Origin of the sequence: Clostridium sp. KNHs205 (genome assembly GCF_000702945.1) — a bacterium.
GTDB lineage: Bacteria > Bacillota > Clostridia > Lachnospirales > Lachnospiraceae > Anaerocolumna.
The window spans coordinates 1,617,506-1,640,826 of record NZ_JNLE01000003.1; the positions used below are offsets into that span (position 1 = coordinate 1,617,506).

18 protein-coding genes and 1 riboswitch are annotated in these 23,321 nt (G+C 40.9%); of the genes, 8 read left to right on the top strand and 10 right to left on the bottom strand.

What is annotated here, in order from left to right:
• Positions 1 to 103: 103 nt before the first annotated feature.
• The 5 genes from BR73_RS0107010 to BR73_RS0107030 all read right to left on the bottom strand — a co-directional run bounded on the left by BR73_RS0107010 (position 104) and on the right by BR73_RS0107030 (position 9,513).
• Positions 104 to 1,378 carry a metallopeptidase TldD-related protein gene (locus tag BR73_RS0107010; protein WP_033164957.1) on the bottom strand — a complete coding sequence of 425 codons (1,275 nt, stop codon included), beginning with the start codon at positions 1,376 to 1,378 and terminating at the stop codon, positions 104 to 106.
• Positions 1,379 to 1,421: 43 nt separating this feature from the next.
• Positions 1,422 to 2,852 (bottom strand): TldD/PmbA family protein, encoded by a 1,431-nt coding sequence (locus BR73_RS0107015; RefSeq protein WP_033164958.1) that lies wholly within the window; start codon positions 2,850 to 2,852, stop codon positions 1,422 to 1,424.
• Between the two features lie 223 nt (positions 2,853 to 3,075).
• The gene (locus tag BR73_RS0107020) at positions 3,076 to 3,927 is read right to left on the bottom strand and encodes an aldo/keto reductase (protein ID WP_033164959.1); all 852 of its coding nucleotides are present in this window, start codon (positions 3,925 to 3,927) and stop codon (positions 3,076 to 3,078) included.
• 314 nt (positions 3,928 to 4,241) lie between these two features.
• Positions 4,242 to 8,447 (bottom strand): S8 family serine peptidase, encoded by a 4,206-nt coding sequence (locus BR73_RS29600; RefSeq protein WP_033164960.1) that lies wholly within the window; start codon positions 8,445 to 8,447, stop codon positions 4,242 to 4,244.
• A gap of 520 nt (positions 8,448 to 8,967) precedes the next feature.
• Positions 8,968 to 9,513, bottom strand: coding sequence for an ECF transporter S component (locus BR73_RS0107030; RefSeq protein WP_033164961.1), 546 nt, complete (start codon positions 9,511 to 9,513; stop codon positions 8,968 to 8,970).
• Positions 9,514 to 9,874: 361 nt separating this feature from the next.
• Between BR73_RS0107030 and larB the strand changes: the two genes are divergently transcribed.
• Positions 9,875 to 10,618 carry a nickel pincer cofactor biosynthesis protein LarB gene (larB, locus tag BR73_RS0107035; protein WP_033164962.1) on the top strand — a complete coding sequence of 248 codons (744 nt, stop codon included), beginning with the start codon at positions 9,875 to 9,877 and terminating at the stop codon, positions 10,616 to 10,618.
• A gap of 146 nt (positions 10,619 to 10,764) precedes the next feature.
• Here larB and larC read toward each other — a convergent pair whose 3' ends face one another.
• The 5 genes from larC to BR73_RS0107050 all read right to left on the bottom strand — a co-directional run bounded on the left by larC (position 10,765) and on the right by BR73_RS0107050 (position 15,037).
• On the bottom strand, positions 10,765 to 12,252 hold the full coding sequence (larC, locus tag BR73_RS0107040) for a nickel pincer cofactor biosynthesis protein LarC (RefSeq protein WP_033164963.1): 1,488 nt from the start codon (positions 12,250 to 12,252) through the stop codon (positions 10,765 to 10,767).
• A gap of 167 nt (positions 12,253 to 12,419) precedes the next feature.
• Complete coding sequence (locus BR73_RS29325; RefSeq protein WP_051685024.1) at positions 12,420 to 12,842, bottom strand: 2-oxo acid dehydrogenase subunit E2; 423 nt, start codon at positions 12,840 to 12,842, stop codon at positions 12,420 to 12,422.
• Positions 12,843 to 12,895: 53 nt separating this feature from the next.
• Positions 12,896 to 13,315: a 2-oxo acid dehydrogenase subunit E2 gene (locus BR73_RS29330; protein ID WP_051685025.1), complete on the bottom strand. Its 420-nt coding sequence runs from the start codon at positions 13,313 to 13,315 to the stop codon at positions 12,896 to 12,898.
• Between the two features lie 272 nt (positions 13,316 to 13,587).
• Positions 13,588 to 13,761: a hypothetical protein gene (locus BR73_RS29070; protein ID WP_197032627.1), complete on the bottom strand. Its 174-nt coding sequence runs from the start codon at positions 13,759 to 13,761 to the stop codon at positions 13,588 to 13,590.
• A 133-nt stretch (positions 13,762 to 13,894) separates the two neighbouring features.
• Complete coding sequence (locus BR73_RS0107050; RefSeq protein WP_033164964.1) at positions 13,895 to 15,037, bottom strand: RNA-splicing ligase RtcB; 1,143 nt, start codon at positions 15,035 to 15,037, stop codon at positions 13,895 to 13,897.
• A 514-nt stretch (positions 15,038 to 15,551) separates the two neighbouring features.
• Between BR73_RS0107050 and BR73_RS0107055 the strand changes: the two genes are divergently transcribed.
• From BR73_RS0107055 to BR73_RS0107085, 7 genes are all read left to right on the top strand, one after another.
• On the top strand, positions 15,552 to 16,097 hold the full coding sequence (locus tag BR73_RS0107055; RefSeq protein WP_033164965.1) for a PadR family transcriptional regulator: 546 nt from the start codon (positions 15,552 to 15,554) through the stop codon (positions 16,095 to 16,097).
• Positions 16,098 to 16,695: 598 nt separating this feature from the next.
• A complete protein-coding gene (locus tag BR73_RS0107060) occupies positions 16,696 to 17,928 on the top strand; it encodes an OFA family MFS transporter (RefSeq protein ID WP_033164966.1) in 1,233 nt (410 codons plus the stop codon).
• A gap of 176 nt (positions 17,929 to 18,104) precedes the next feature.
• Positions 18,105 to 20,054 carry an FAD-dependent oxidoreductase gene (locus BR73_RS0107065; RefSeq protein ID WP_033164967.1) on the top strand — a complete coding sequence of 650 codons (1,950 nt, stop codon included), beginning with the start codon at positions 18,105 to 18,107 and terminating at the stop codon, positions 20,052 to 20,054.
• 494 nt (positions 20,055 to 20,548) lie between these two features.
• A complete protein-coding gene (locus BR73_RS0107070; protein WP_033164968.1) occupies positions 20,549 to 21,061 on the top strand; it encodes a helix-turn-helix domain-containing protein in 513 nt (170 codons plus the stop codon).
• Positions 21,058 to 21,897: an alpha/beta hydrolase gene (locus BR73_RS0107075; RefSeq protein ID WP_033164969.1), complete on the top strand. Its 840-nt coding sequence runs from the start codon at positions 21,058 to 21,060 to the stop codon at positions 21,895 to 21,897. The genes BR73_RS0107070 and BR73_RS0107075 overlap by 4 nt, the downstream gene beginning before the upstream one ends.
• 72 nt (positions 21,898 to 21,969) lie before the next feature.
• Positions 21,970 to 22,100: riboswitch (TPP riboswitch) on the top strand.
• Positions 22,101 to 22,180: 80 nt separating this feature from the next.
• Positions 22,181 to 22,477, top strand: coding sequence for a thiamine-binding protein (locus tag BR73_RS0107080; RefSeq protein WP_033164970.1), 297 nt, complete (start codon positions 22,181 to 22,183; stop codon positions 22,475 to 22,477).
• Positions 22,446 to 23,273: an ABC transporter permease gene (locus BR73_RS0107085; protein ID WP_051685026.1), complete on the top strand. Its 828-nt coding sequence runs from the start codon at positions 22,446 to 22,448 to the stop codon at positions 23,271 to 23,273. The genes BR73_RS0107080 and BR73_RS0107085 overlap by 32 nt, the downstream gene beginning before the upstream one ends.
• The last annotated feature ends 48 nt before the right edge of the window (positions 23,274 to 23,321 follow it).

The following is a 23,321-nucleotide window of genomic DNA, read 5'->3' on the forward strand; positions in this document are numbered from 1 at the left end:
CAATGAAATTGGTTATGTCTTGAAGCCGGTGTAGGGGAAAGGCATGGGGCTTCTTACTTTAACATTGTTTAATATGCGTAAGCCTGTCAGTTTTTCTAAGAGTCTATATACCTGCTACATTTACGTTAGCAAAAGCTACTGCAAAGGGGCCTTCATAACCTTTTTCTTTCTGTAATTCAGTAGAAAGGGTTAAATTTCCCTGAGTATCTAAGATACTGCCGTTAATGGAACCACCCGTTACGGGAGTTACGGTGTCGCCATCACAAAGGAAGGCTAAGCGGATTTCACCGCCGAAATGACCGGAGAAACTGTCCATCTGAAAGTCTGAGAAGTTAACGACATGAAGGTATTTTCCTTGTTTCATGTCTTCAAAGCTCTTACTCCCTTTTTCTACTTTTATATGTGAATAGATACCGGTAGGTTCTGTATTCAGATAATAAGAGAAACGACTGTTGCCATGGAGAGTATTTAATTCACCCTTGGTAATCAAAGCACGGTCAGTCATTTTAATACCTTCACCGCTATAGGGTTCTTTGGCAATAAGCTCGATGGAGATGAGATCGCCGGCTACCTTATCGCCCTGAACTTTTACCCCTTTGGTATAATTGGAATAACCGGGATATACCATGGAGGCAGAGGAACGGTCAATATAATAATCAAAAATTGTACTAACAAAGGACCCTGATATGATAACCTTATATTCTCCGCTCTTTGGAGCTGTTGTAGCTGCGGCTCTTGCTTTTGTAGTTTCAAGGGTATACTTTACTTTAGCCTTTAAAGCTTCGGTGTCCGGTTCATCATAATAGAAGCTTTGGTAGGTTTCAACATCCTGAGGAGTGGGGCACTGAGCTACGAATTCACCTTTTGCTGTAAATTTGCTGTAAGAAGCATCCACACCTTCTGAATTCAAGATATGTACAATGGATTTCTCCAGGAATATTTCTGCGGAATTAAGATATACGTCCTCTTTTGTATCCTCAGCAAATAGAGCTTCTGTCATTATTTTAGCATTTTCTGCAAGAGTTTTCTCAGATAACTTTGAGGCGGAGGGAAGAAAATCCTCTTTTTGTCCGCCGGGCAGTTCATAGTAAGCATTGCTTACGAAGGAGGCTGCATAATAGGCTTCCTTAATGGTTTCTTCTATTTCTTCTGCTGTCATTCCGTTATAGATACCAATAGCGGAAGAGCCTCTCATTTTCTTACCGTCTTTTTCAAAATCCCTGTACACCGTGAGGGAATAATCGTGAACCTTTTTTTCTCTTCTGATATCCAGCTTTTTGCGGATAAAAAACAGCTCAACACTTTCCGTTGTTTCTTCATTTATAAGATAATGCCCTATATTATTTTTCTGTAAGGCATGAAGTATTCTATCAAGCACAGTTTTATTTCCTTTCTATTATTTAATCTGTTCTTTTAAGAAATTATCCAAGACGTATTTTAGCTTTAATATAAGGGCCGCCATCGGATACCTTAACCCATTCCTTATAACCTTTACCGCAGAAGCCACCGCCTCCTAAGTCCAGTTCATCAGAGATCATAGTGATGGATTTTAACAGGTCAGGAACATAACCTGTGAGAACAATGGGGGAGAAGATCCTACCGGTTAGTTTACCGTCCTTAATCTCCTTTGCCACATTAACCATACACTGGATACCCCAGTTCTTAGGGTCCTCCATTCCGCTGCTTGGATTGTCCAGTAAAAATCCATATTTGATGGAAGCAATCATATCTTCTACTTTATCCTTACCGGCCTCGAAGAAGGTGTTGGTCATACGGGTATAGGCTTTTCTCTCATAACTTTGTCTTCTGCCATTTCCGGTAGGCTCAGTACCCAGATACATAGCACTCTGGCTGTCACTGATGCCTCTCCTTAGGATTCCTTTTTCAATTACTACAGTATCCTTTGCAGGTATGCCTTCATCATCAAAGAAATAGGTAGCGGTTTCTTTTGCCGCTGCACCACCGTCACGCATGGTGATAAGGGGGGAGGCAACATATTCACCTATATATTTTTCAGCAAGAGCACGTTTCTTAACGAACATATCCATCTCAACACCATGTCCGAAAGCTTCGTGTACGATCATTCCGGTAACCTCCGGGGTACAGATGCATTCATATTCGCCCGGTGTTATAGGCTCGCTCTCAAGTAAAGCAAGAGCAGAATCTGCTGTTATTTGTAAGCCTGCTTTCATATCCTTTAAGATTTCGCTGCCTCCAAGGTTAGAGTAACCTTTGAAATAATATTTGATCTCTTCGCCTTTTGATACCATAACCATGGTGGTTCCGGTAGTCCAGAGAACATTTTGCTCCATGTCTTTATTACGGGAAAGAAACAGTTTATGGTATTCCTGATATCTCAGTCCGGCAGAGCAATCAAGGATGGAAGGATTATAATCCCGGCCTTCCTCGCTAAGGGAGGTCAGCAGAGATATGATCTTCTCACTGCCAAGATCAGAAAGGCTTTCAACATAATCTGTGCTTTCACAGAATGTTATAGGTTCATCAGCCAAGGCTTCATAAGATATGACTTCAGTGCCTTCAGGCAGGGAGTCTTTAAGAGGAATTAAACTGGAGTCGATTTTCTCTTCGATTTCCTTTAAAAGAGCCTCGGAAATATCGTTAAAGGAATATTCACCATAACTGCTGCCATCATAAACCTTCGCAACAAATCCTCTGCCGCTTAGAATTGTATCTTCAGAGATTATTGTACCTCGTTTGGATACATTATAGGTCATGGCTTTGGAGTCAGAAGCCAGGATGGAAACGTAACTGTATTTGGCTAGAAGTCTGTTTAACAGCTCTTTTAGACAAGGTTTCACCTGCTTCAGATAATTACTGGATTGTACTTTCATAATTAATCCTTTCGTATTTGATTTATCTTCACTCTTAATGGAGTCTCAATTATTGTCTAAAAATAATCAGAGCTCCTTCTTCGTGAAGAAGGTTTCCATCTTTTTGTACAACATACACGAAAGGGCTGGTGCAGAAGTTATAGCGCTCTGCCACAGCCCGTTTGGGATGTCTTTTGCTCTTTTATTATAAGTAGAGTGGTATAAAATGTCAATGTCTCCTGTATTAGAAAGTCGCTGTATCCGGGTTGGTAGCTGTGCCACAGCAGTCAGTCAATCCTGCTATTAAAGCAACATCTTCATTAGTAAGAGTGAAATCAAAAACATCTGTATTTTCTTTTATACGGGAAGGGGTAACGGATTTCGGTAAGGGTAAGTAGCCCATCTGAAGGCTCCAGCGAATACCGATCTGAGCAATTGTCTTGCCGTATTTCCTGGACAGTTCCTCCATGGCAGGTACGGTAAATATCTTACCGGTTCCCAGGGGACTGTAAGCTTCCAGTAGTATATTATGAGTCTTGCAGTACGCAGCCAGCTCATCCTGGGTGAGGCCAGGGCACAAACGAATCTGGTTAACTGCAGGTTTTACAGTGGCAGTCTCAAGCAGAGCATCTATATGATGAGGGAGGAAATTGCTGATACCGATGGCTTTGATCTTACCCTCTTCGTAGAACTCCTCCATGGCTTTCCAGCTTCCGGCATTGGCACTTTTCCAGATATCTCTGAATTTTATCGGGTTAGGCCAGTGTATCAGATAGAGATCCAGATAGTCAGTATCCAGATTCTTAAGGGTTGTCAGAAATGCTTCTCTGGTTGCTTCATAACCATGGAAGGAATTGTTCAGCTTACTGGTGATAAAGATGTCCTGACGTTTAAGGCCGGAATCCTTTACAGCCCGGCCTACGCTTGATTCATTGCCGTACATTGCTGCCGTATCTATATGCCTGTATCCGCTTTCCAAAGCTGCCTTAACGGATTCGTAGGCAACATCACCCTCCGGTGTCTGCCAGGTTCCAAAACCGATGCAGGGAATTTTTAATCCATTATTTAATTCATAAGTATCTGTTAAACTTTTCATATTCTTGGCTCCTTTCAGGGATTGATTTTTTTCAATTGTATTTAAATAAGGTCATAAGTAGCTTATGTATTTTACATCTTCATTATAAGGTATAGAGTTAACTCGATGTCAAGTTTTTTTACCAATCTGGTCTGGTCAATCTAAAAAACTGCCCTGCATAACCAATTAATGATGGTTCATGGAGGGCAGTTCTTACTTTTATGAAGCTTTTTAACACTAGTATTACTAAATTACAAGTATATTTAATTGAAGCATTCCAAAATCAAAAGAATGTTAAATACCTGAATTTAGTGAAATTTATTGGTAAAAAAGAGTTATTTAATTACTAGCTTATATTTCTTTACATAATTGCCGGAAGTGGCAATAACATAAACGGTACCAGCCTTCTTCGCAGTTAATTTGCCGGTAGTTGAGTTAATTGCAGCTAGTCTGGTGTTTGAAACAGAATAGGTTACTTTCTCCTTTGTTCCATAAGCAGTGGCTTTAAAGGTATAACTCTTGCCAACCTTTAAGGAAGCTATCTTTTTGGTAAAGCTTATATAAGGTTTCTTAACTGTTACCTTTAAATTGTAGGTAGTGGAGTAAGAGTTAACAGTTACTTTTACCTTAATTACAGCAGAACCGGCAGCCTTTGCTGTTACAACACCTTTGGAGGATACAGTGGCTGTTTTGGAATTGGAGGTTGAATAGGAAATCTTAACCTTATCCTTACTGGTCACTTCCTCCGGTAAAGTTACACTTACCTTAGCTGTTTCTTTAAGATACAGGGTTTTACTGCTTATGGCTACAGTAGCTTCCTTGGAATAATCGGGAGCTATGGTTGGTGTAGGTGTAGCAGTAGGAGTTGCGGTAGGAGTAGTAGTTACAGTAGGCTCCGGAGTTGAAGGTGACTGGGTAGGTGAGTAAGTCACGGTTGGTGTAACAGTTGCCGTAGGTGAAGGTGAAGCGGTAACTGTAGGTGACGGCGAAGCAGTAACTGTGGGTTCAGGAGATACAGTTACAGTGGGTTCAGGACTTATAGTTACGGTAGGAGTTGGTGTAGCAGTAACTGTGGGTTCGGGAGATACAGTTACAGTGGGTTCAGGGCTTACAGTTACGGTAGGTGTCGGAATAACAGTAACTGTAGGTTCCGGTGAAGGAATATTGTCAAGATCAAAGCTTTCACTGTTCATAGCATAATCATATACTGTTACGGCTAACTCTGATAACGGGATATCTGTAATAGCCAGGTCACTCTTATCAAGGAGGAAGGAGGTCTGCCTGCCTGCTTCGCTCTCATTTGCCAAAAGAACAGTTATGGGACTTGCCGGGTTAGATTTATCATAAAGAGCTACGGAAGCTACATACTGATTATCCTTTACGGCAAGCTGCAGGGTATCCTCATCTGATACGACACCTACAAGAGCAGGCTTCTCAGTGTCAATGGTGATAGGGAATACCAGACTGCTTCTTGCATTATTCTGACTATGGGCATCATAATCCAGCTCTCCTGTAACGGTGAGGGTAACAACAGAGTTATTGGGAAGGGGATTACCATTTTTGTCAGTTCCGGTATAATATACATCCAGATAAGTCGGAACGATTGCCCGCTGGCTGGATACATAATGAGTCTTTCTCTCATAATTGGAAGTATAGGAAGATAATTTGTTACCCTCCTGATCGGTAATTTCATAGTGCAGGACTCTGGCGTTACGAAGAAGGCTTAGCTGGGCGATATCAAGGCCATCAAAGTAACCGTCTGCATTGGGGGATATGGCTATCTTTTCAGTTGCTGCAAAAGGGTCGTAGTATTCATACAGATCACTGTACAGATAAGGATTATAATCACCAATTAATGTATATGCAGTGCTATCAAAAGGATTAACGCCAAGATAGCTGTAACCTTCCGGTGTCTGTGTATACAGTGTATTAATTGTCTGCTGGAAGCCTTCCAGATTACTTGCGGAACCGGAATCAAATAGAGGTGCCTGGCTCCAGTCTCCATAAAAGCCCAGGAAAGGAACTGACAGGTCTATTCCATCAGATACAAGAGTTATGTAGCCGTCTATAAATTCTCCATTTTCATAGTAGCTGTCAAGTACCTGCTTTATGGTATCATCAAGCTGGATGGTAACATCTACCTGAACATCTGCTCCGGGGTCTAAAGTAATGGCACTGCCGGATACAAGAGTGTTTCCGTTAACAGACAGTGTAACCTGAGCGTATTCACTGATATCCAACGGGCTTTCAGCTATAAAATTTCCATAATCGGATAACAGGAGATTTTCAGATAACACAGCTGACTGTGGTGTATAAGTTATGGCTGAACCTGTAATACTGCGAACATGGAAGGACTTTGTAAAAGTACCGGCCTTTGAAACGTCATCACCGAGATTCAGTTTCGGTCTTCCTTCAGCACCATCAGCTTCGTCGGTATAGAGATAAGCTCCTGAGTTAACGGCATTATAAACATTGACGATACCGCTGCCTTGTTTACGGGGTGAAAAAGGTACATTCGCCTTTGTAACGGAAGGGCTGGCAGTACTCATAAGCAGGTTGGTTGCCAGTTCCGCTTTTTCTGCAGAGCTTAAACTGTCACCATAGATCTCATTCAGATACTGTTTCACCAGAGCATAGGTACCTGCGATATGAGGAGAAGCCATGGAGGTACCGCTCATGGAACCATATTTGCCGCCAGGCAATGTAGAATAGATATTCTCGCCGGGAGCTGCAATTTCCGGTTTCAGCTTCAGATCCGGTGTTATACCCCAGGAGGAAAAATCAGAGGGTTGGTTAGCAAGGCTGTCAGGAAACTGACCTGTCTCGCCTGATACCTGTAATACAGTTTCTGCCAGGCCGCGCAGATAGAACCCGTCTTCCTGGGTTATGGAAACTGCGGGAATATCATAATCTGTCAGCTGCATACTGATAGTTCCGGTAGTATTATTTGAAACAATCAAACCGACAGCACCATGATTTCTTGCAAAGATTAATTTGTCATTAAAGGAGATGGAACCTCTGTTAACCAGAGCAATTTTACCGGCAACATCAATATTTGCATAATCTGAGTTATTTCCCACATTGGGAACCGCAACATATTGAATCGCTCCGCCTGAAACAGTTGACAGGGCAGAGAAGAGCGGCTGGTCTCCGGCAGCTGTTTCTGTGTAGGTAATCCTTTTCTCTGCTGCTTCAAAATAATAAGCATGATAGTTGGTATTTACAACGCTTGCTACAGACAAAGGGGTCCTATATACGGACGGTGAGCCTACTACAGAGGTATCGGGATTAGCGGCTAAAGCAAGTCCGCTTGGTGTCAGGTCCTTAAATCCATTGGTATAGGAACTGCTGTAGCTGTTGCCGGCTGATACTGCCATAGTAATTCCGGCACTTTCTACTCTTGCATATACATCTGATATGGAAGCTTCTCCTTCGTCGGTAAAACCACTGGGAGAGCCAAGACTCATATTTATGACATCGGCACCAAGAACAACGGCATCTTCAATGGCTGCCAGAATGTCTTCCGTATAAGCACCGGTATCTCCTAATACATCACTGAATACCTTCATAATCATAAGCTGTGCTTCGGGAGCAACCCCTGTAATACCATCGGAATCTCCGTCCGGAGCAGCAACGGTACCGGCTACGTGGGTACCATGGTCATTGCCGTTTTGTACAACGGATTCGGTGCTGGGAGTTACATTGGTGTCCCTGTCAGCATAGTCATAGGCATATGGAATTTTTGAATTGACGTAGGTCTTGGAGGCATCAGTTATACCGGACTGAAGTCCTGTTGTACTATTTGAGATTTTCCCCTGCAAAGAGGAGGGATCACTGAACTTAGGATTAGCAGGCATCACTCCAAACCCTGGATGACCGGTATCTAAACCTGTATCAACGATTGCTACAGCTGTTCTGTCACCTTTATAGTTTAAATCCCAAAGGGCTGTTGCGCCAATGGTTTCGGTACTTGAATCCATGACAGGATCAATCTTGTCATAAACAGGAGCTTCATAAGCCGTCTTAACGCCTTTTAAGGATTTAATGGTTTCAATGGCTCCATAACTGGTCCTGATAGCAAAACCATTCATGACAGTAGTATAGCGGTATAATACTTGTGGTGTTGAGGCTGCGAAATGCTTAGCCGAGATTTGATTAATGACAGTATCCTGCTGTTTCAAAATATCAGAAGTTATTCTGTCTGCTTCGGATGATTGATTAAATTCCTCGAAGCTGTTTGAAACGCCGGAACGCATTAGACTGGTACTGCTCAGATACTGTTCCAGAAGGGGAGAGTTATCAAGCTCTACAATAACGGTTACAATTTTGTTCTTTGCTGAAGCGCCAATGCTTCCTTCATACCCCTTAAGTTCACCTGCATTTACTGGCTTGGAACTGCCCCCGGTCTTAGTTCCGTTGTACAAAATCCCGGAAGCTGCCGGTAAATCTGCTGCCTGGGGGTATTGAAGAAACGGATTAGCCAGTACGGAAGTTACTGTCAACACGATGACGGAGAGTGCTGCTGTGACTTTTTTTCTCATTTACATCCCTCTTTCTATATAATGTTAGGATTAAATGATGTCGACCACAGCTAAATTTATCTTGCGCAGAGGGAGTATGTAAGTTAAATTATGAAAGATACTCCCAGGCAGAAATACCAAATTGATTGGAATGTTACCTGAAAGCTGCTAAATTTAACTCATATAGATTTAAAATCCTATGGAACTGTTAAGCTTATGTGCATCATTTATCCGGTTAATTTAGGAATACGCCATTGTAGTTCCTAGATTATAAATCCCACCCATTATAACATGTACTATTTTAATTTACAATAAATGGTAATCTAAAGAATTTGACAGAAAGGTGTAAAAAATACTGAAATAAATTCTATTCTAACGGGATTGGACAAGATTCTGTGATATAAGCTTATCTCACATATAGAAGTATGATATGAAAGGAAAACGAAACCCCTCCGTCATTTTTCCAGAGAGGGGTTTGGGCATCACTGCATTGAAAGCAATTAGAACTTGTGCTATGATATATCACTGAGGATGATGCATATTAAGATCTTTTATAAATTACTTTTCTGACTACAGGTACCTTATCCAGTACCGGCAGCAGGAGGGATGCTCCTAGTATTGCAAATACAGTCTGAACCAGATTAAAGGGAATATCAATCAGTGCTGCTTTTACCCCCATCCCAAGGATAAAGGCTGAAAACAGGTAATATCCCGTCACCACGATGGCCCCGGCACCCAGCCCTCCGGCAATAACACCAAGAATACGATTATTCTGTCTAAGGGTATGTCTGCAAATCGCATGGTATATATAACCACCGAGAAGTGCCGCAAAGGCTTTAATAATTAAAGTGGCAGGAGCAAAGCCGGCATATCCGGATAATATGTCTGCAAACAAGGAGCCGATACCAGCGGCAAGACTTCCATAGACCGGTCCTAATAAGATACCGGACAGAAGGACCATGCCATCACCGAAGTGAATATACCCAAGTGCAGGTGTCGGGACTTTGATTATCATAGTTGCAATACAGGTTAAGGCAGCCATAAGTGCGGATAGTATAAGTATCTGGCTATTATTTTTAGTGTTCATGTGTTGATACCTCCCGTGCTGGACATCTTTATATTTATATAAGAACTGCTTTTTAGTTACTTTATTCTAAAATTGGCATGATTGAAAGTTCCAGTAATGAAAAAATTAATGGTGCCAGATTCTCTAATCAATAATTTCTATTAAATACAATTAGTATGAATCAGAAAAGACATAACTACACCTTGTTTTTGCAGGAAAGAAATATATTATTAAGAGAGATAAACTTTTCTAAGTTTAATCCGTGTAATTTCATAGGCTTGTAAAGAGATGAATGATTGTCAGTATATAAATTAAGCTTTAAATTTTAAATAATTTGCCTGTAGTTTATTGTGCAGGCTTTGAGAAAGGTTGGGTTAGAAGGATGGATGTTTACAAATTTCTGGAGCAGGTTAAAAAGGGTGAAATAGAACTTGATGAAGCCGCAGATTTATTAAAAAAAATGCCTTATGAAGATCTGGACTTTGCCAAATTAGATCATCACAGACATTTTAGAAGCGGTTTTGGAGAAGTGGTTTTCTGTCAGGGAAAAAGCAATGAACATCTGACAGAGATTTATCGCAGGTTCTATCTTCATGATACGGACGTGCTTGGAACAAGGGCCAGCAAAGAACAGTACGAAGAAGTGAAGAAGGTATTGGATAACGTGACTTATGACCCTTTATCCAGAATTCTATCGGTTGAGAAAGAGAAGAAAGAGCGGACAGGCCTGGTAGCGGTATGTACCGGTGGTACGGCAGATATTCCGGTAGCAGAGGAAGCAGCCAGAACAGCAGAATTTTTTGGTAGTAATGTAGTTAGGATCTATGATGTAGGTGTTGCCGGAATTCACAGGTTATTTGCTAAACTGGAGGAAATTCAGAAAGCAAACTGTATTGTAGCGGTTGCAGGGATGGAGGGAGCTTTAGGCGGAGTATTAGCTGGACTTGTAGACAAGCCGGTTATCGCAGTGCCCACCTCCGTAGGTTATGGTACAAGCTTTGGAGGTGTCTCTGCGTTGCTGACCATGCTCAATTCCTGTGCAGAAGGGTTGGCAGTGGTTAATATTGATAACGGCTTTGGTGCAGGTTATATGGCAACCCAGATAAACAGACTTTGTAAAGAATAACGTATAAGCTATAATCTGTCAGGCCCTCTATAACGAAAGTAATCCTGAGGAGCGGTATAGATACCACTTTTTAGCACGGATGCTGTTGGACAATTTTTAAATGGCTTTTCTTAAAGCTACAATGTTTCATGTAATTCAAATAAAGGTCATAACCTAAGAGCCAGGGTCTGAACCAGACTGTATAAAGTGGTATAATCCAAACCGGAGCTTAAGGACAGACTTCGGATGCTGTCCCCTTCCGGATAACAGAAAGTCTTATCTGAATAGCGGCAGATCTTTACAGTGGCTTCACCATAGGGTGTCTGAATAGTCGTGAAGCTTCTGTTTAAGGTTGTTCGTTTCATTTCCTGTCTGCGGATGCCTATGGTAGTGGTATGTGTAAAGATCAGCTCTTCTACTGCAGGAATATCCTTTTCTGCACAAATAACGCCTAATAGATAAGCCGGCCGGTTCTTCTTCATATAGATGGGAGTGTAATACACATCTTTGGCACCGGCTTTCAGCAGGATATCCATGGTATGTCCAAGTACTTCACCGGAGCAGTCGTCAAGGTTTGCTTCCAAAACCCAGACCGTATCAGGAATGGTGTTGGGTAATGCAGTTTCAGCTTCCTCAATCAGCATAGCTCTTAAGAAGCTTGTCTGCTCATAGGCTCTTTTTCCGGTACCTAGTCCAATTCTGCTGATTGTAAAATTAGAGGGCAGGTCTTCCTTTGTTCTGATGGCTGCAGCAATGGCGGCACCGGTGGGGGTGACCAGCTCTCCTTTGACTTGCGTCAGATGAAGCTTTAGGCTGTATTTTGAGGAGATATTTACCACTGCCGGAACGGGAATGGGAAGAACTCCATGCTGGCAGGTGATCTGACCGCGGCCTTCGTATAGTTCGGATACATATACTTCACTGATATTCAAATTATCCAGGCAGATGGCGGCAGCGGTTATATCTACGATGGAGTCGGTAGCACCTACTTCATGAAAGTGAACTTCCTCAAGGGACTTGCCGTGGGCTTTGGATTCTGCCTCGGCGATGATGAGAAAGATTCTTTTGGCTATTGCTTTGGCATTGTCTGTGATGGAGGAAGCATCAATTATGGAATAAATATCCTGAAGATTCCTGTGTTCGTGATGACCGTAGTGCAGATGGGATGCGGCAATTGAGTGGCTGTGGGGATGGTCATGGGTATGAATAGGCTCATGTTTATGGCTATGTTCATGGGGTGCCATTGATTCGGAGGCACCAGAGTGATTATGGTCATGGGTATGCTCATGATTGTGGTCATGTACTTGAGCGGTACCATGTAATTTTAGTGACCCGGTGTTGTGAGCCTGTGCCGGGCTTTTCAGCTTATAGGATTTTGAAGTGACAGCATTGGCAGGTTGAACAGCTTTCTCGTGACCGAAGAGATAATCCATATCATGGTCATGATTGTCTTTCTCTAAAATAACATTAAAGTCACAGGCATCTATACTGTTCCTTAATTTTCTGGTAATTTCTATTTTGTAACCGTCAACATTGAGACTCTTTAAGCCGTTCAGCAAAACATCCTTATCTGCTCCCAAATCCAGCAATGCGCCGACAGTCATATCGCCGCTGATGCCTGAGTAGCATTCCAAATATAAACTTTGCTTTTTCATTGGTATACCTTCTTTCTGATTGGGTGAATTTATTGTAAGAGTTTAGTTAATTGATGATTTAGATTTAAATTTACAACGGGATAATTATAGCATTAAGTTATGGGCGGTGCAATAAGATCAAAAGGTACTTATAACTGGTCAACAATCAAGTGCGTATTATATATGGTTTACCAGGTATAAATAATATACGGTGACTGAAAAATCTGATCCATGGTTTTTAAGAAGGGAATCAACGTGGAGAAATCCACGGCTCGATGGTCAAAGGCCAAGCACATGGGAAGTGTTTTTCTGATACCTATAGTTTTAACACCGTCATCGTTAATGTAGACACCGGGCTTTTCCTGGATAGCTCCCAGACCAACTGCAAAAACTTGTGGTGGTATGATTTCTAACAGGGCAAAACAGCCGGTCTGTTCTTTGTAAATACTGCCTATGTTTGAAATAGTAACGGTTCCCCTGGTTAAATTCCTGGATGACAGGTGCATTTCGGGGGAATTATAGTATTTATTTTTTTCTTTTCCGGTAAGACCTTTCATAGGCTGAGGACCAAGCTGAGCGGCCAGAATACGCCTTATAATTCCCAGATGCATTTTTTTCAGTTCTGATATCGTGTCCTGAAGAGCAGCTTTATAAAGCAGCTCATCTATATTTGTGTGAGATATTTTTTCCTCATTTCAGAAATGGAAGAAGAGAGGCCGGTGAGGGTTTTATTTTCCGTATGAACAATTACAGGCGTAATCATTTTCCCGTCCGGCAGCAGCCAGGGGAGGCTGATATTTATATTTTCATGGAGAGTAAGGGTTCCTTTGATTTTTTTCGGGTGATAAGATAAAGTAGCATTAAGGGAAGGAGCACTCTTTAGTCCTTCTACAATTGTCCGCAGCATTATCGTATTAAAGCTTATTTTTTTAACGTAGGTGTGATTGAATTTTTCATATTCGTTATAAAAATCAGTTATGTCAGGTTCATAAAGATAGGAAACATGGGGAATGGTGTTCCAGGACTTTGTGGTCATATGTGAAACAATTCGCCTTTGTATATCAAATTGCAGGTTCGTTGTCATAGAGTAACTCCTCTCTATTGAGATAAGGTATGGATTGAACAGAACAGCTTACTTGATTAATTATATGTGGGGCGGATTCAATTTTTCCTATGATAATTAACAATTTATTTTTTAGAGTAGGGAGCTCTGCCGAGCAAGGCAAAACATTCAGTGCTAGCAGCTTGCCACGGGTCTTTACGTAACATAAGCTTTGATACCATCCCTTTCCAGGCTTGAATAGCAGTTGTCAGTGTATTCCTTTAGCTGGAAAGAGATGAGAAAATTAAGACAACTTACATACGGGCCTTCTCATTATATTGCTTCTTTTTATTTATATGTCTGACCTTGGCACGAGGGTAATACTTGTCACAATGCTGGCAATAACCTGTGTGACAGGCTTCTCTGTTTTTACTACATTTACCAAAGGAAATATAGTATTTACAAGGGGTTTCCCTAAATACAGCCATTTTCTGATACCTGCTTTCTATATAAGCTGAATCTGGTTTTTTCCTCTTCAGGGTATAAAAATTCATAAATTTACTATGTTTTTATATTTACTATGTTTTTATATCTGAAGAGGTAAAACTTAACGCAGCATATTTAATATCCGCCGGCTTTATAATTATAGACAGGACGGATTATTTTATTTACAGTTACGGTTTCTTTCATAGCTTCGCTTATTTCATCAAGTCTGCGATATGCAAAAGGTGCTTCATCCAGAGTATCTTTCTTGACACAGGAGGAGTAGATGCCTTTCATTTCAGCTTTAAAAGAGGAAAGTGTAAAATGAGATTTCACATCCTCCCGTTTCATAATGCGTCCGGCACCATGGGGAGCAGAGCAGTTCCAGGCTTCATTTCCAAGGCCGGTGCCAATAATAACGCCATCACGCATGTTAACCGGAATGATTACATTCTCCCCTTTCTTTGCAGAAATAGCCCCTTTGCGCAGAATTGGCATTTCATTATAAGTAGTATCTGCTGCTTCTACATAATTATGAATGCAGGAGTTGATACCGGTAAGCTTCCATTTCATACCTTTTGCAAGTGCGTCCAGGATAAGTTCACGGTTCAGTGCAGCATACTTTTGAACAATCTGCAGGTCGTTAAGATACTGTTTCTTTAATTCTCCTTCCAGATAGGTCAGTTCAAAGGGAATGTTGATACCATTTTCCTTTAACTGCTTCTGACCTTCCCTCAGGTAATATTCCGTGACTTCCTTACCCAAATGACGGCTGCCCGAATGAACGACCGCATAGTAACTGCCGTCATCATCCTGGTCTATCTCTATAAAGTGGTTGCCTCCGCCTAAGGTTCCAAGACTTAGTAGTGCCTTATCCTGTCTGATATACCGAAAGCAGCAGAGTGAGGTGAAGTCAAAATTCACTGCAGAGGGAGGAACTTTGGAATGAATATGCGTTCCAGAAGGAACCTTCTCCCGAATGACAGTGTCGAGCTTTTGATATTCTATTCTTTTGGTATTGATCTGTACCATTGTCATGCCGCAGCCCATATCGATTCCCACAAGGTTTGGTAGAATTCTTTCTCCTATGGTCATGGTAAGTCCGATGGTACCGACTTTACCCGGGTGAACATCCGGCATGACCCGGATTTTACAGTCTTTGCTGGACTCATTGTCACAGAGCATCTGAAGCTGGGCAAGGGCGTAATCATCTATATTTGTCTCAGTGTTTGTAGTGGTGAAAATAGTAGCAGAGGTATAGGTTCCGTTAATTGATATCAATTGCTAATCCCTTTCTATGGCGCAAAAATAGCACCTAAAGAGGTGCTGTTATCCATAGTGCCAGAAAACAATTAAGGAATTAAATAAGCTGAAATTGGTTTTATTCCCAGATATAAAAATGCTATATTTCAAGCCGTTTTTATACGAGAAAGTAAAATCTACCATTCGCTTATATAGATATATAGAACCTTAAATTGACGCCAGGACAATCAGACCTCTGTTGCTTGCTGTTAAGTTGTTGGTTGTAAATTTTAAGTACATCATAATTGTCCTCCTTTCGATTCAAGGTTAATAAGTTACATAGATTTGCGTATTGATTAGGAATACATCGCAAGTATATCGGCTGAGTAAAAGAATGTCAAGACCTTTGGGAAAAATTTAGTAAATTAATTAAAATCTTAAAATAAGTTAATAAAATCTCAAAATAGAACGAACTTGACTACTGGTACTGATATGTTATAGTTATAAAAGAATAAAATACCTTTTTATGAATCATTATTCCAAGGAGACTGTTATGAGAGCCTTAAAGTATGCCATTCTGGGATTGTTGATGAGACATCCCATGACAGGTTATGAGATTGCAAAAGAATTTAACTATGAATTAGCCGAATTCTGGTATGCCAATCATAGCCAGATATATCCGGAATTAAAGAAATTATTTGAAGAAAAGCTGGTCATATATGATATTGAAATCAGCGGGGATATCCTGGAATCCAAAAGGTACACCATAACGGATAAAGGCCGGGATGAATTTATCCAGTGGCTGCATAAAGATGAAAAGATTCAGCAGACACCCAAAGATATATTCCGCCTTCGAATGTATTTTTCCAATAACCTGGATCTGCAGACAAGGATTCATCTGCTGGAAAATCAAAGGCAGCAGCATATCAAGCGCCTGAATACTTTGAAAAAAACCTCGGAGCAGTATCCGGAGACTCCTGCTCATGACTCTGACCGTTTTGGCGATTTTATCGTACTGAGGGGAGCTATTATGCGGGAAGAGAATATAATAGCCTGGCTTAATGAATGCATTCGTTATAGCGAAGAGGCAAAGAAATAAGAAACATATTTATTTATAAATACTTAATACAGGTACATCTTTTTTACAGGAAGACCGCTTATTCTTTGAATTTTTAGATAAGCGGTCTTTCGCATTAATTAATCCTAATTCTGTAACTATTTCCAATATCTTTTTGCTCTTTCGCCAGGGTATGTCTGAGTACTCATTGTACCGTTCTGAATGCCCCATTTTTGAGGTATTCTGCGTTGCGAATTTGAGAATGTAACATCACTGCTTCCCAAAATTCGCACCTTGTGTCTCCCACAGAGTGGAACCTTTAGCTCTTTAGCCCGGTGCAAGCAGCTTTCAGACACACCCTAAGACAGCTAATTATTTATTGCTAACCTTCTAAAAATCTATATCAAAGAAATAATGTCTTACATCTGCCTCATACTGTAAATTCATAAGACCTTTCCTTTAACTAGTATAAAAATTGGTATTAGTCTAATGTCAATAAAAACATAGATAAAATTCTAAACTGTAATACATATAAGGAAAGTATAAATAAACATATTTAATTGAACATGTCAATATTGACATGTTCAAAACTTTGTGATATAAATAACGTTATAAAAATAACAAAGTTGGAGGAAAGGTTATGAGTTACACAAAGAAGAGATGGTTGATATTGACGGCAAGCTGTTTTATCAACCTGTGTATTGGCTCCTTGTATGCATGGAGTGTATTGGCAGGACCTATGGCAGAATATTTAGGGGGGTTAAAGGGGGTTACACTAACAGCAAAGGATCTGGCAATTGTATTTACCCTTGCCAATTCTGTTGGACCTATTACCATGATTGCAGGAGGTAAGATTAATGATACCCTGGGACCTAAGATTGTAGTTCTTCTTGGGGGCATGATGTTTGGAGGCGGAATGTTCCTGTCAGGCTTTGCTGACAGTGTTGGTTTTCTGATTGTTACCTACAGTCTTTTACTGGGACTTGGTCTGGGAATGGTATATGGGGCAACAATCAGTACCTGTATCAAATTCTTCCCGGATAAAAGAGGCCTGGTCGGAGGACTGACCACCTCGACTTTTGGTATCAGCTCTGTAATCATTCCGCCAATCGCTGCTATGATTATCTCCGCAACGGGACCTACAACAGCTTTTAAAGTAATCGGTGCAGCTTTTATTGTAATTATTGGTATCAGTTCTTTGTTCATTGAAAAATGCCCTGCAGATTTCGTACCGGAAGGTTTTATCCCTCCGGCTGCTGTTTCCGGAGGCAAGAAGAAAGAGGATAAGGACTGGAAAGCAATGCTTGCTACCCCTGAATTCTATGTGATGATTACGATGCTTACCTGTGGTGCCTTTGCTGCATTGATGTTCATACCTATGATTTCTCCCATTGCCCAGAATATGATAGGTATCTCTCCTACCGCGGCAACGGCGGCTGTTTCTACTCTGGCATTGTTCAATGTCTTCGGACGGGTTTTTGCAGGCAGTATATCAGACAGGATCGGCCGTATTAATACTCTTGCAGCTGCTTGTGTATTTTCCGTTGTGGGGCTGGTACTTTTATTTATGGCTAAAGAAGGGGATATCGCCTTGTTCTATGTTGGGATTTCCATTATCGGTATCTGCTTTGGAGCATTTATGGGAGTATTCCCGGGATTTACAGCTGACCAGTTCGGACCCAGATATAACAGTGTCAATTACGGCATCATGTTCATCGGTTTTGCACTGGCAGGGTATGCAGGCCCCAGTATTCTCAATCATATTTATGGAGGCAGCGGCAGCTATAACAAGGCGTTTCTCATAGCAATGGTATTTTCAGCAGCAGGTTTGTTATTGACCTTTTTATATAGAATGTTAAAGAAAAGACAATAAGATAGTCAGAAAGCTTAGTTACTTTTATGTACTTGCCGTAGACAGGAAGGCTGTATCGGCATGTTTGAAAGAGTGAAAGAAAATAATAGAAAGAATGGCTGCCACAATAGGCTTCTTTCACTCTTCTTTGTGGCAGTATCCCTGAGAAGTCCGGGATATGCAATAGGAGAAAAAAGATGGAACGTAAATTTCCGAATTTAAGTAAACCAATTCAAATAGGTAATGTGTTTTTTAGAAACCGTATGTTTGGAGCTCCCATGGGAGGAACAGATATTACCGCAGACTGCACCGTAGGACCTAAATCCACCGCTTTTTATGAGCTGCGTGCCAAAGGTGGGGCAGCAGCGGTAACAGTTAGCGAGCTTGTGGTGCATCCGAAGACAGAAGCCTCCCATATGTTTCACTTGGATCTGCAGACAGTTGGGTCTTTGGCAAGCTTTACTTATACAGCAGATGCCATCCGCAGACATGGTGCCATTCCCAGTGTGGAATTATCCCATTCCGGACAGTATGCGGGAACTTATCTGGTGGACAAGGAGAAGAAGGAAAGCCTTTCACAGTGGGGACCAAGTGCAGGTATACGCCCTGATGGCAGAGAAGTGAAGGAACTGACGGAAGAACTGATTCAGGAAATCGTAGCTGCCTACGGTGAAAAGGCGGCATTGGCTAAAAAGGCAGGTTTTGAGATGGTTATGGTACATGGCGGACATGGCTGGCTTATCAATCAGTTCTTATCACCTTACTTTAATAAAAGGACGGATGGATACGGCGGTTCTCTAATGAATCGTGTGCGTTTTGCCATGGAAGTCCTGGACAGTATACGAAAAGCCGTTGGTCCCGGATTCCCCATAGAATTCAGAATGAGCGGTTCAGAATTGTTTGAAGGCGGCTATGGACTGGAAGAAGGTGTGGAAATAGCCAGGTTATTGGAGGATAAGATCGATCTGCTCCATGTTTCTGCCGGAACCTATCAAAGAGGTTTTGGTGTAACCCATCCGTCTATGTTCCTGCCTCATGGAGTCAATGTTTATCTGGCAGAAGAGATAAAGAAACATGTCAAGGTTCCCGTTGCTACGATTGGTGCCTTAAATGATCCGGAAATGATGGAGGAAATCATAGCTTCGGGAAAAGCAGATGTGGTGGAAATGGCAAGAGCCCTTCTGGCAGATCCGGAATTACCAAAGAAGGTCATGACCAACAGGGAGGATTATATTATCCCTTGCCTTCGCTGCTATACCTGTATGGCAGAACGGGCCACAACCTCAACTAGAAGATGCACCGTTAATCCTCTCATTGGACGGGAAATGGACGGAATGGAGGTCACTCCGGCAGCACAAAGGAAAAAAGTACTGGTAGTAGGAGGAGGACCGGGAGGTCTGCAGGCGGCCTATACGGCAGCCAGAAGGGGGCATGAGGTCATCCTTTGTGATAAAAATGCTCAGGTGGGAGGTATCCTGATCGGTGAAAAGGCGATACCGTTCAAATACGAAATGTATCAGCTGGGGGAAAGACTTGGAAGGCTGGCAGAAGAAGCCGGTGTAACCATCCGTCTGAATACAGAGGTGGACAGAGCCGCTGCGGAGAAGGAAGGGGCAGATGCCGTTATCATAGCGGTCGGCTCAGAACCTATTGTACCGAAAATACCTGGACTTGACGGCGAAAACGTCATTGTAGTAACCGATTATCACGAAAAGCAGGACCAGGTAAAGGATTCTGTCGTGGTATTAGGTGGTGGTCTGGCAGGTGCTGAAATTGCCATCCATTTTGCAAGAGAAGGTAAGCGGGTAAGTCTGGTAGAGATGAACAGCGAGCTGGCTCCCGATGCCAATATCAGACATCGTCCTCTTCTGCTCCAGGAAGTTGATAAGAGTGGAATAGCCGTATATACCGGACATAAAGGAATGAAGGTATCAACAGAAGGTGTATTGTGCAGGGACGAATCAGGTAAAGAAGTTCTGATAGCAGGAGAGACTGTTATCTGTGCCCTGGGTCAGAAAGCAAGAAGAGCTGTGGTAGAAGAGCTCTATAACGTTGCACCTAATGTAGCTGTAGTCGGAGACTGTAGTAGAGTTTCTAACATAACAGCGGCTATCTATCAAGGACATCATGCTGCTTTGGATATATAAATAAATAGGTAAAGATAAAAAAGCTGCTCTTAGACCAGGTGTTTAAGGGCAGCTTTTATGTAGTGCACCCGGCGGGTGCACGTTCCAATGAGTGAAACTTTATATTGTTCTAAATATATCATTACTTTATATAGATGTTCAAAATGACTGAAGAAAATAAGTCAGCAGAGAAAAAAATAACGAAGGAGGATTTGGGTATAAAGATAATTAAATCTTAGGATGTTATATAGGATTCAATCGATATAAATTAATCTATATAAATATTAGGATGTTATATAGGATTCAATCGATATAAATTAATCTATATAAATATTAGGATATTATATAGGATTCAATAGATATAAAATATTTTAAAAAAATCCCGTATTGTTACATAGAGTTAAATAAATATAAACAAAGTTAAACAAAATACAATAAAGTTAAATATCTTCTTGACTTATTTTATCAAAGATGATATTTTATACGTATATAAGAATTATAGTAAAGAGGATACTATGGAGAAGAATATTCTAACAATATATGAAGTAGCCGATCTGCTGGGCCTGCATCATAAAACAGTACGTGGATTTATTACTGATGGTAAATTAAATGCAATTAAAGTTGGTAAACAATGGCGAATTACAAAGGCAGATTTAGATTATTTTATGGGTAAGGAAAATATGCCCAGTATGGAAAAAAATGAAATAATACAGCTGGATATTGAAGAGAATAATATTAAGTTTACAACTGAAAATTCACAATGTAATACAGAAAGAAGCAGAATAAGTATTTCAACGGTTATTGATATAAAAGCCGTTGATAAAGAAAAGTTTGAAAGATTATCTAATACCCTATTAGCTGTTATGAACAGTAAAGATGGTGTATTTGAACGTTCAACAATTCATATTAAATATGATAAAGAAAGAAATTTATGCAAGCTTTTATTATGGGGAAATGCGGAGTATATAACTGAGATGATATCAATCATTACAATATTGGACAACGAAAAGGATTTAAGGGAAAGATGAATAATATATATAAAACAGACAACTCAAAAACTGAAATACTGAAGTACTATAACAGATTCTTAAATAAATATAATTTTGTAAAAGAAACAGATATTCTGACAGACCAGGGTTTAACCCATGTTTTAGAGTGCGGCGAGGAAAACCATCCAACGGTAATCTTACTTCATGGTTCTGGTATGAATTCAGCAATGTGGCTGGGAGAGCTGCAGGAATATGCTTCTCATTTTCACGTTTATGCAGTAGATATTCCCGGTGAGCCTGGAAAGAGCTTTGAACTGCAAATGTCCCTGGAAGATGATTCCTACCCAAACTGGTTGAAGAATCTCATGGAAAAGCTGGGCGTAAGCAATGCTTTTTTTGTGGGACTATCCCTTGGCGGCTGGATGGCTCTAAAATTTGCTGTTAAATATCAGGAATATGTAAAAAGGCTTGTTCTCATATCAACTTCCGGTGTGGGAAGGCAAAAAGCATCGTTTCTTGCTTATGCTATTTTTTACAGTTTATTAGGTGATAAAGGCGAGGAAGGACTCATTAAAAAGATTAATGGGGGAAGAACTCTTTCAGAAGAAATGTTAAGCTACCAGAAATGCATTCGGAACAATTTTAATTATAGAATGGGGAAGATTCCTGTATTCAGTGATCAGGACCTTAAAAGGCTGCCAATGCCTGTAAGCGTTTTTGCCGGAGAAAAGGACATTATGCTTTCCTCGAAAGAAACGGTAGAAAGAATAAAGAGGCTGTTACCGGCAGCTGAAATCAACTTCCTAAAAGGAGAGGGTCATGCAATTATAAAATGTACTGATAATATTTGCAGCTTCCTTTTGAAGGCTTTGTAATAAGGGGGAAGTACAGAAATATAGGAAGGAATTACTTCCCCTTGACAAATCCATAATGCTTATGCTACACTTGCCATGAACTAGGGGTGTCTGATGAATCAGGCTGAGAGGAAACTACCAAATGTTTTAAACCCTGAAGCAGCTAGGGCTGTTTCGTACCTGATCCGGATAATGCTGGCGTAGGGATGTATAGAAATAAACGGCGTAAAAGAATATGCCATTATACATACCTCACCGGAATCGGTGAGTTTTTTTATTATACAGAGATAAAGGAGGAAGCATCATGAATGCAAGCGTAGCAATCCAGGTATTGCCTCACGTAAACAGCGATGAGGAAGTTATCAGAGTAGTAGACGAGGTTATCGATTATATCAAAAGCACCGGCTTAAAATATTATGTTGGTCCCTGTGAAACAGCCATAGAAGGGGATTATGAAGAGCTGATGGAAATCGTTAAGAATTGTCAGTACATAGCAATAAAGGCAGGCTGCCCTAAAGTTGCAGCTTATGTAAAAATAACATTTGCACCGGAGGGTGGTGTACTTACCATTGACCAGAAAGTTACAAAACATCATCAATAAAATATCGCCTGCATTTGCAATAGTAGCCATTCTTCTTCTTTGGCAGTTATTGTCTGCCGGTGGAATCATACCTAAATTTATGCTTCCCTCACCAAGTGAGGTGGTAAAAGCATTTATAGGAGACTTTGCCCTGTTAATGGCTCATGCAAGGACAACACTGGCGGAGGCTTTTTTAGGACTTACCTTTGGAATCCTGCTTGGATTCTTTGTTGCGGTTATTATGGATCGGTTCCTGATTGCCTATAAGGCAATCTATCCCGTACTGATTATAACCCAGACAGTACCAACCGTAGCGATTGCACCACTTTTGGTGTTATGGCTGGGGTATGGAATATTGCCTAAGATTACTTTAATTATTATAACCTCCTTTTTCCCCATAACCATTGGTTTACTGGATGGTTTTCGTGCTGCGGATAAGGATGCCCTAAATCTGTTAAGAGCTATGGGAGCAAGTAAATTTCAAAGCTTTTTACATATCAAGCTGCCAGGTGCCATACCCCATTTCTTTTCAAGCCTAAGGATATCCGTATCCTATTCCATTATAGGAGCGGTTGTTGCAGAATGGCTTGGAGGTTTCAGCGGACTTGGTGTATATATGACAAGGGTAAGAAAATCCTATTCCTACGATAAAATGTTTGCGGTAATATTTTTTATCTCATTTATCAGCCTTCTGTTAATGTTTGGAGTTACTATGCTGCAAAAAGCGGTTACCCCCTGGGACAGAGAAGAGAAGCCGGGTAAAATCCTTAGAGATAATATCAAATACAACAAACGCAAAAGTAAACCTAATGTATAGGTTATATTAAAAGGATAACCAGACAGAAAGAAGGTTGAAGCTGTTATC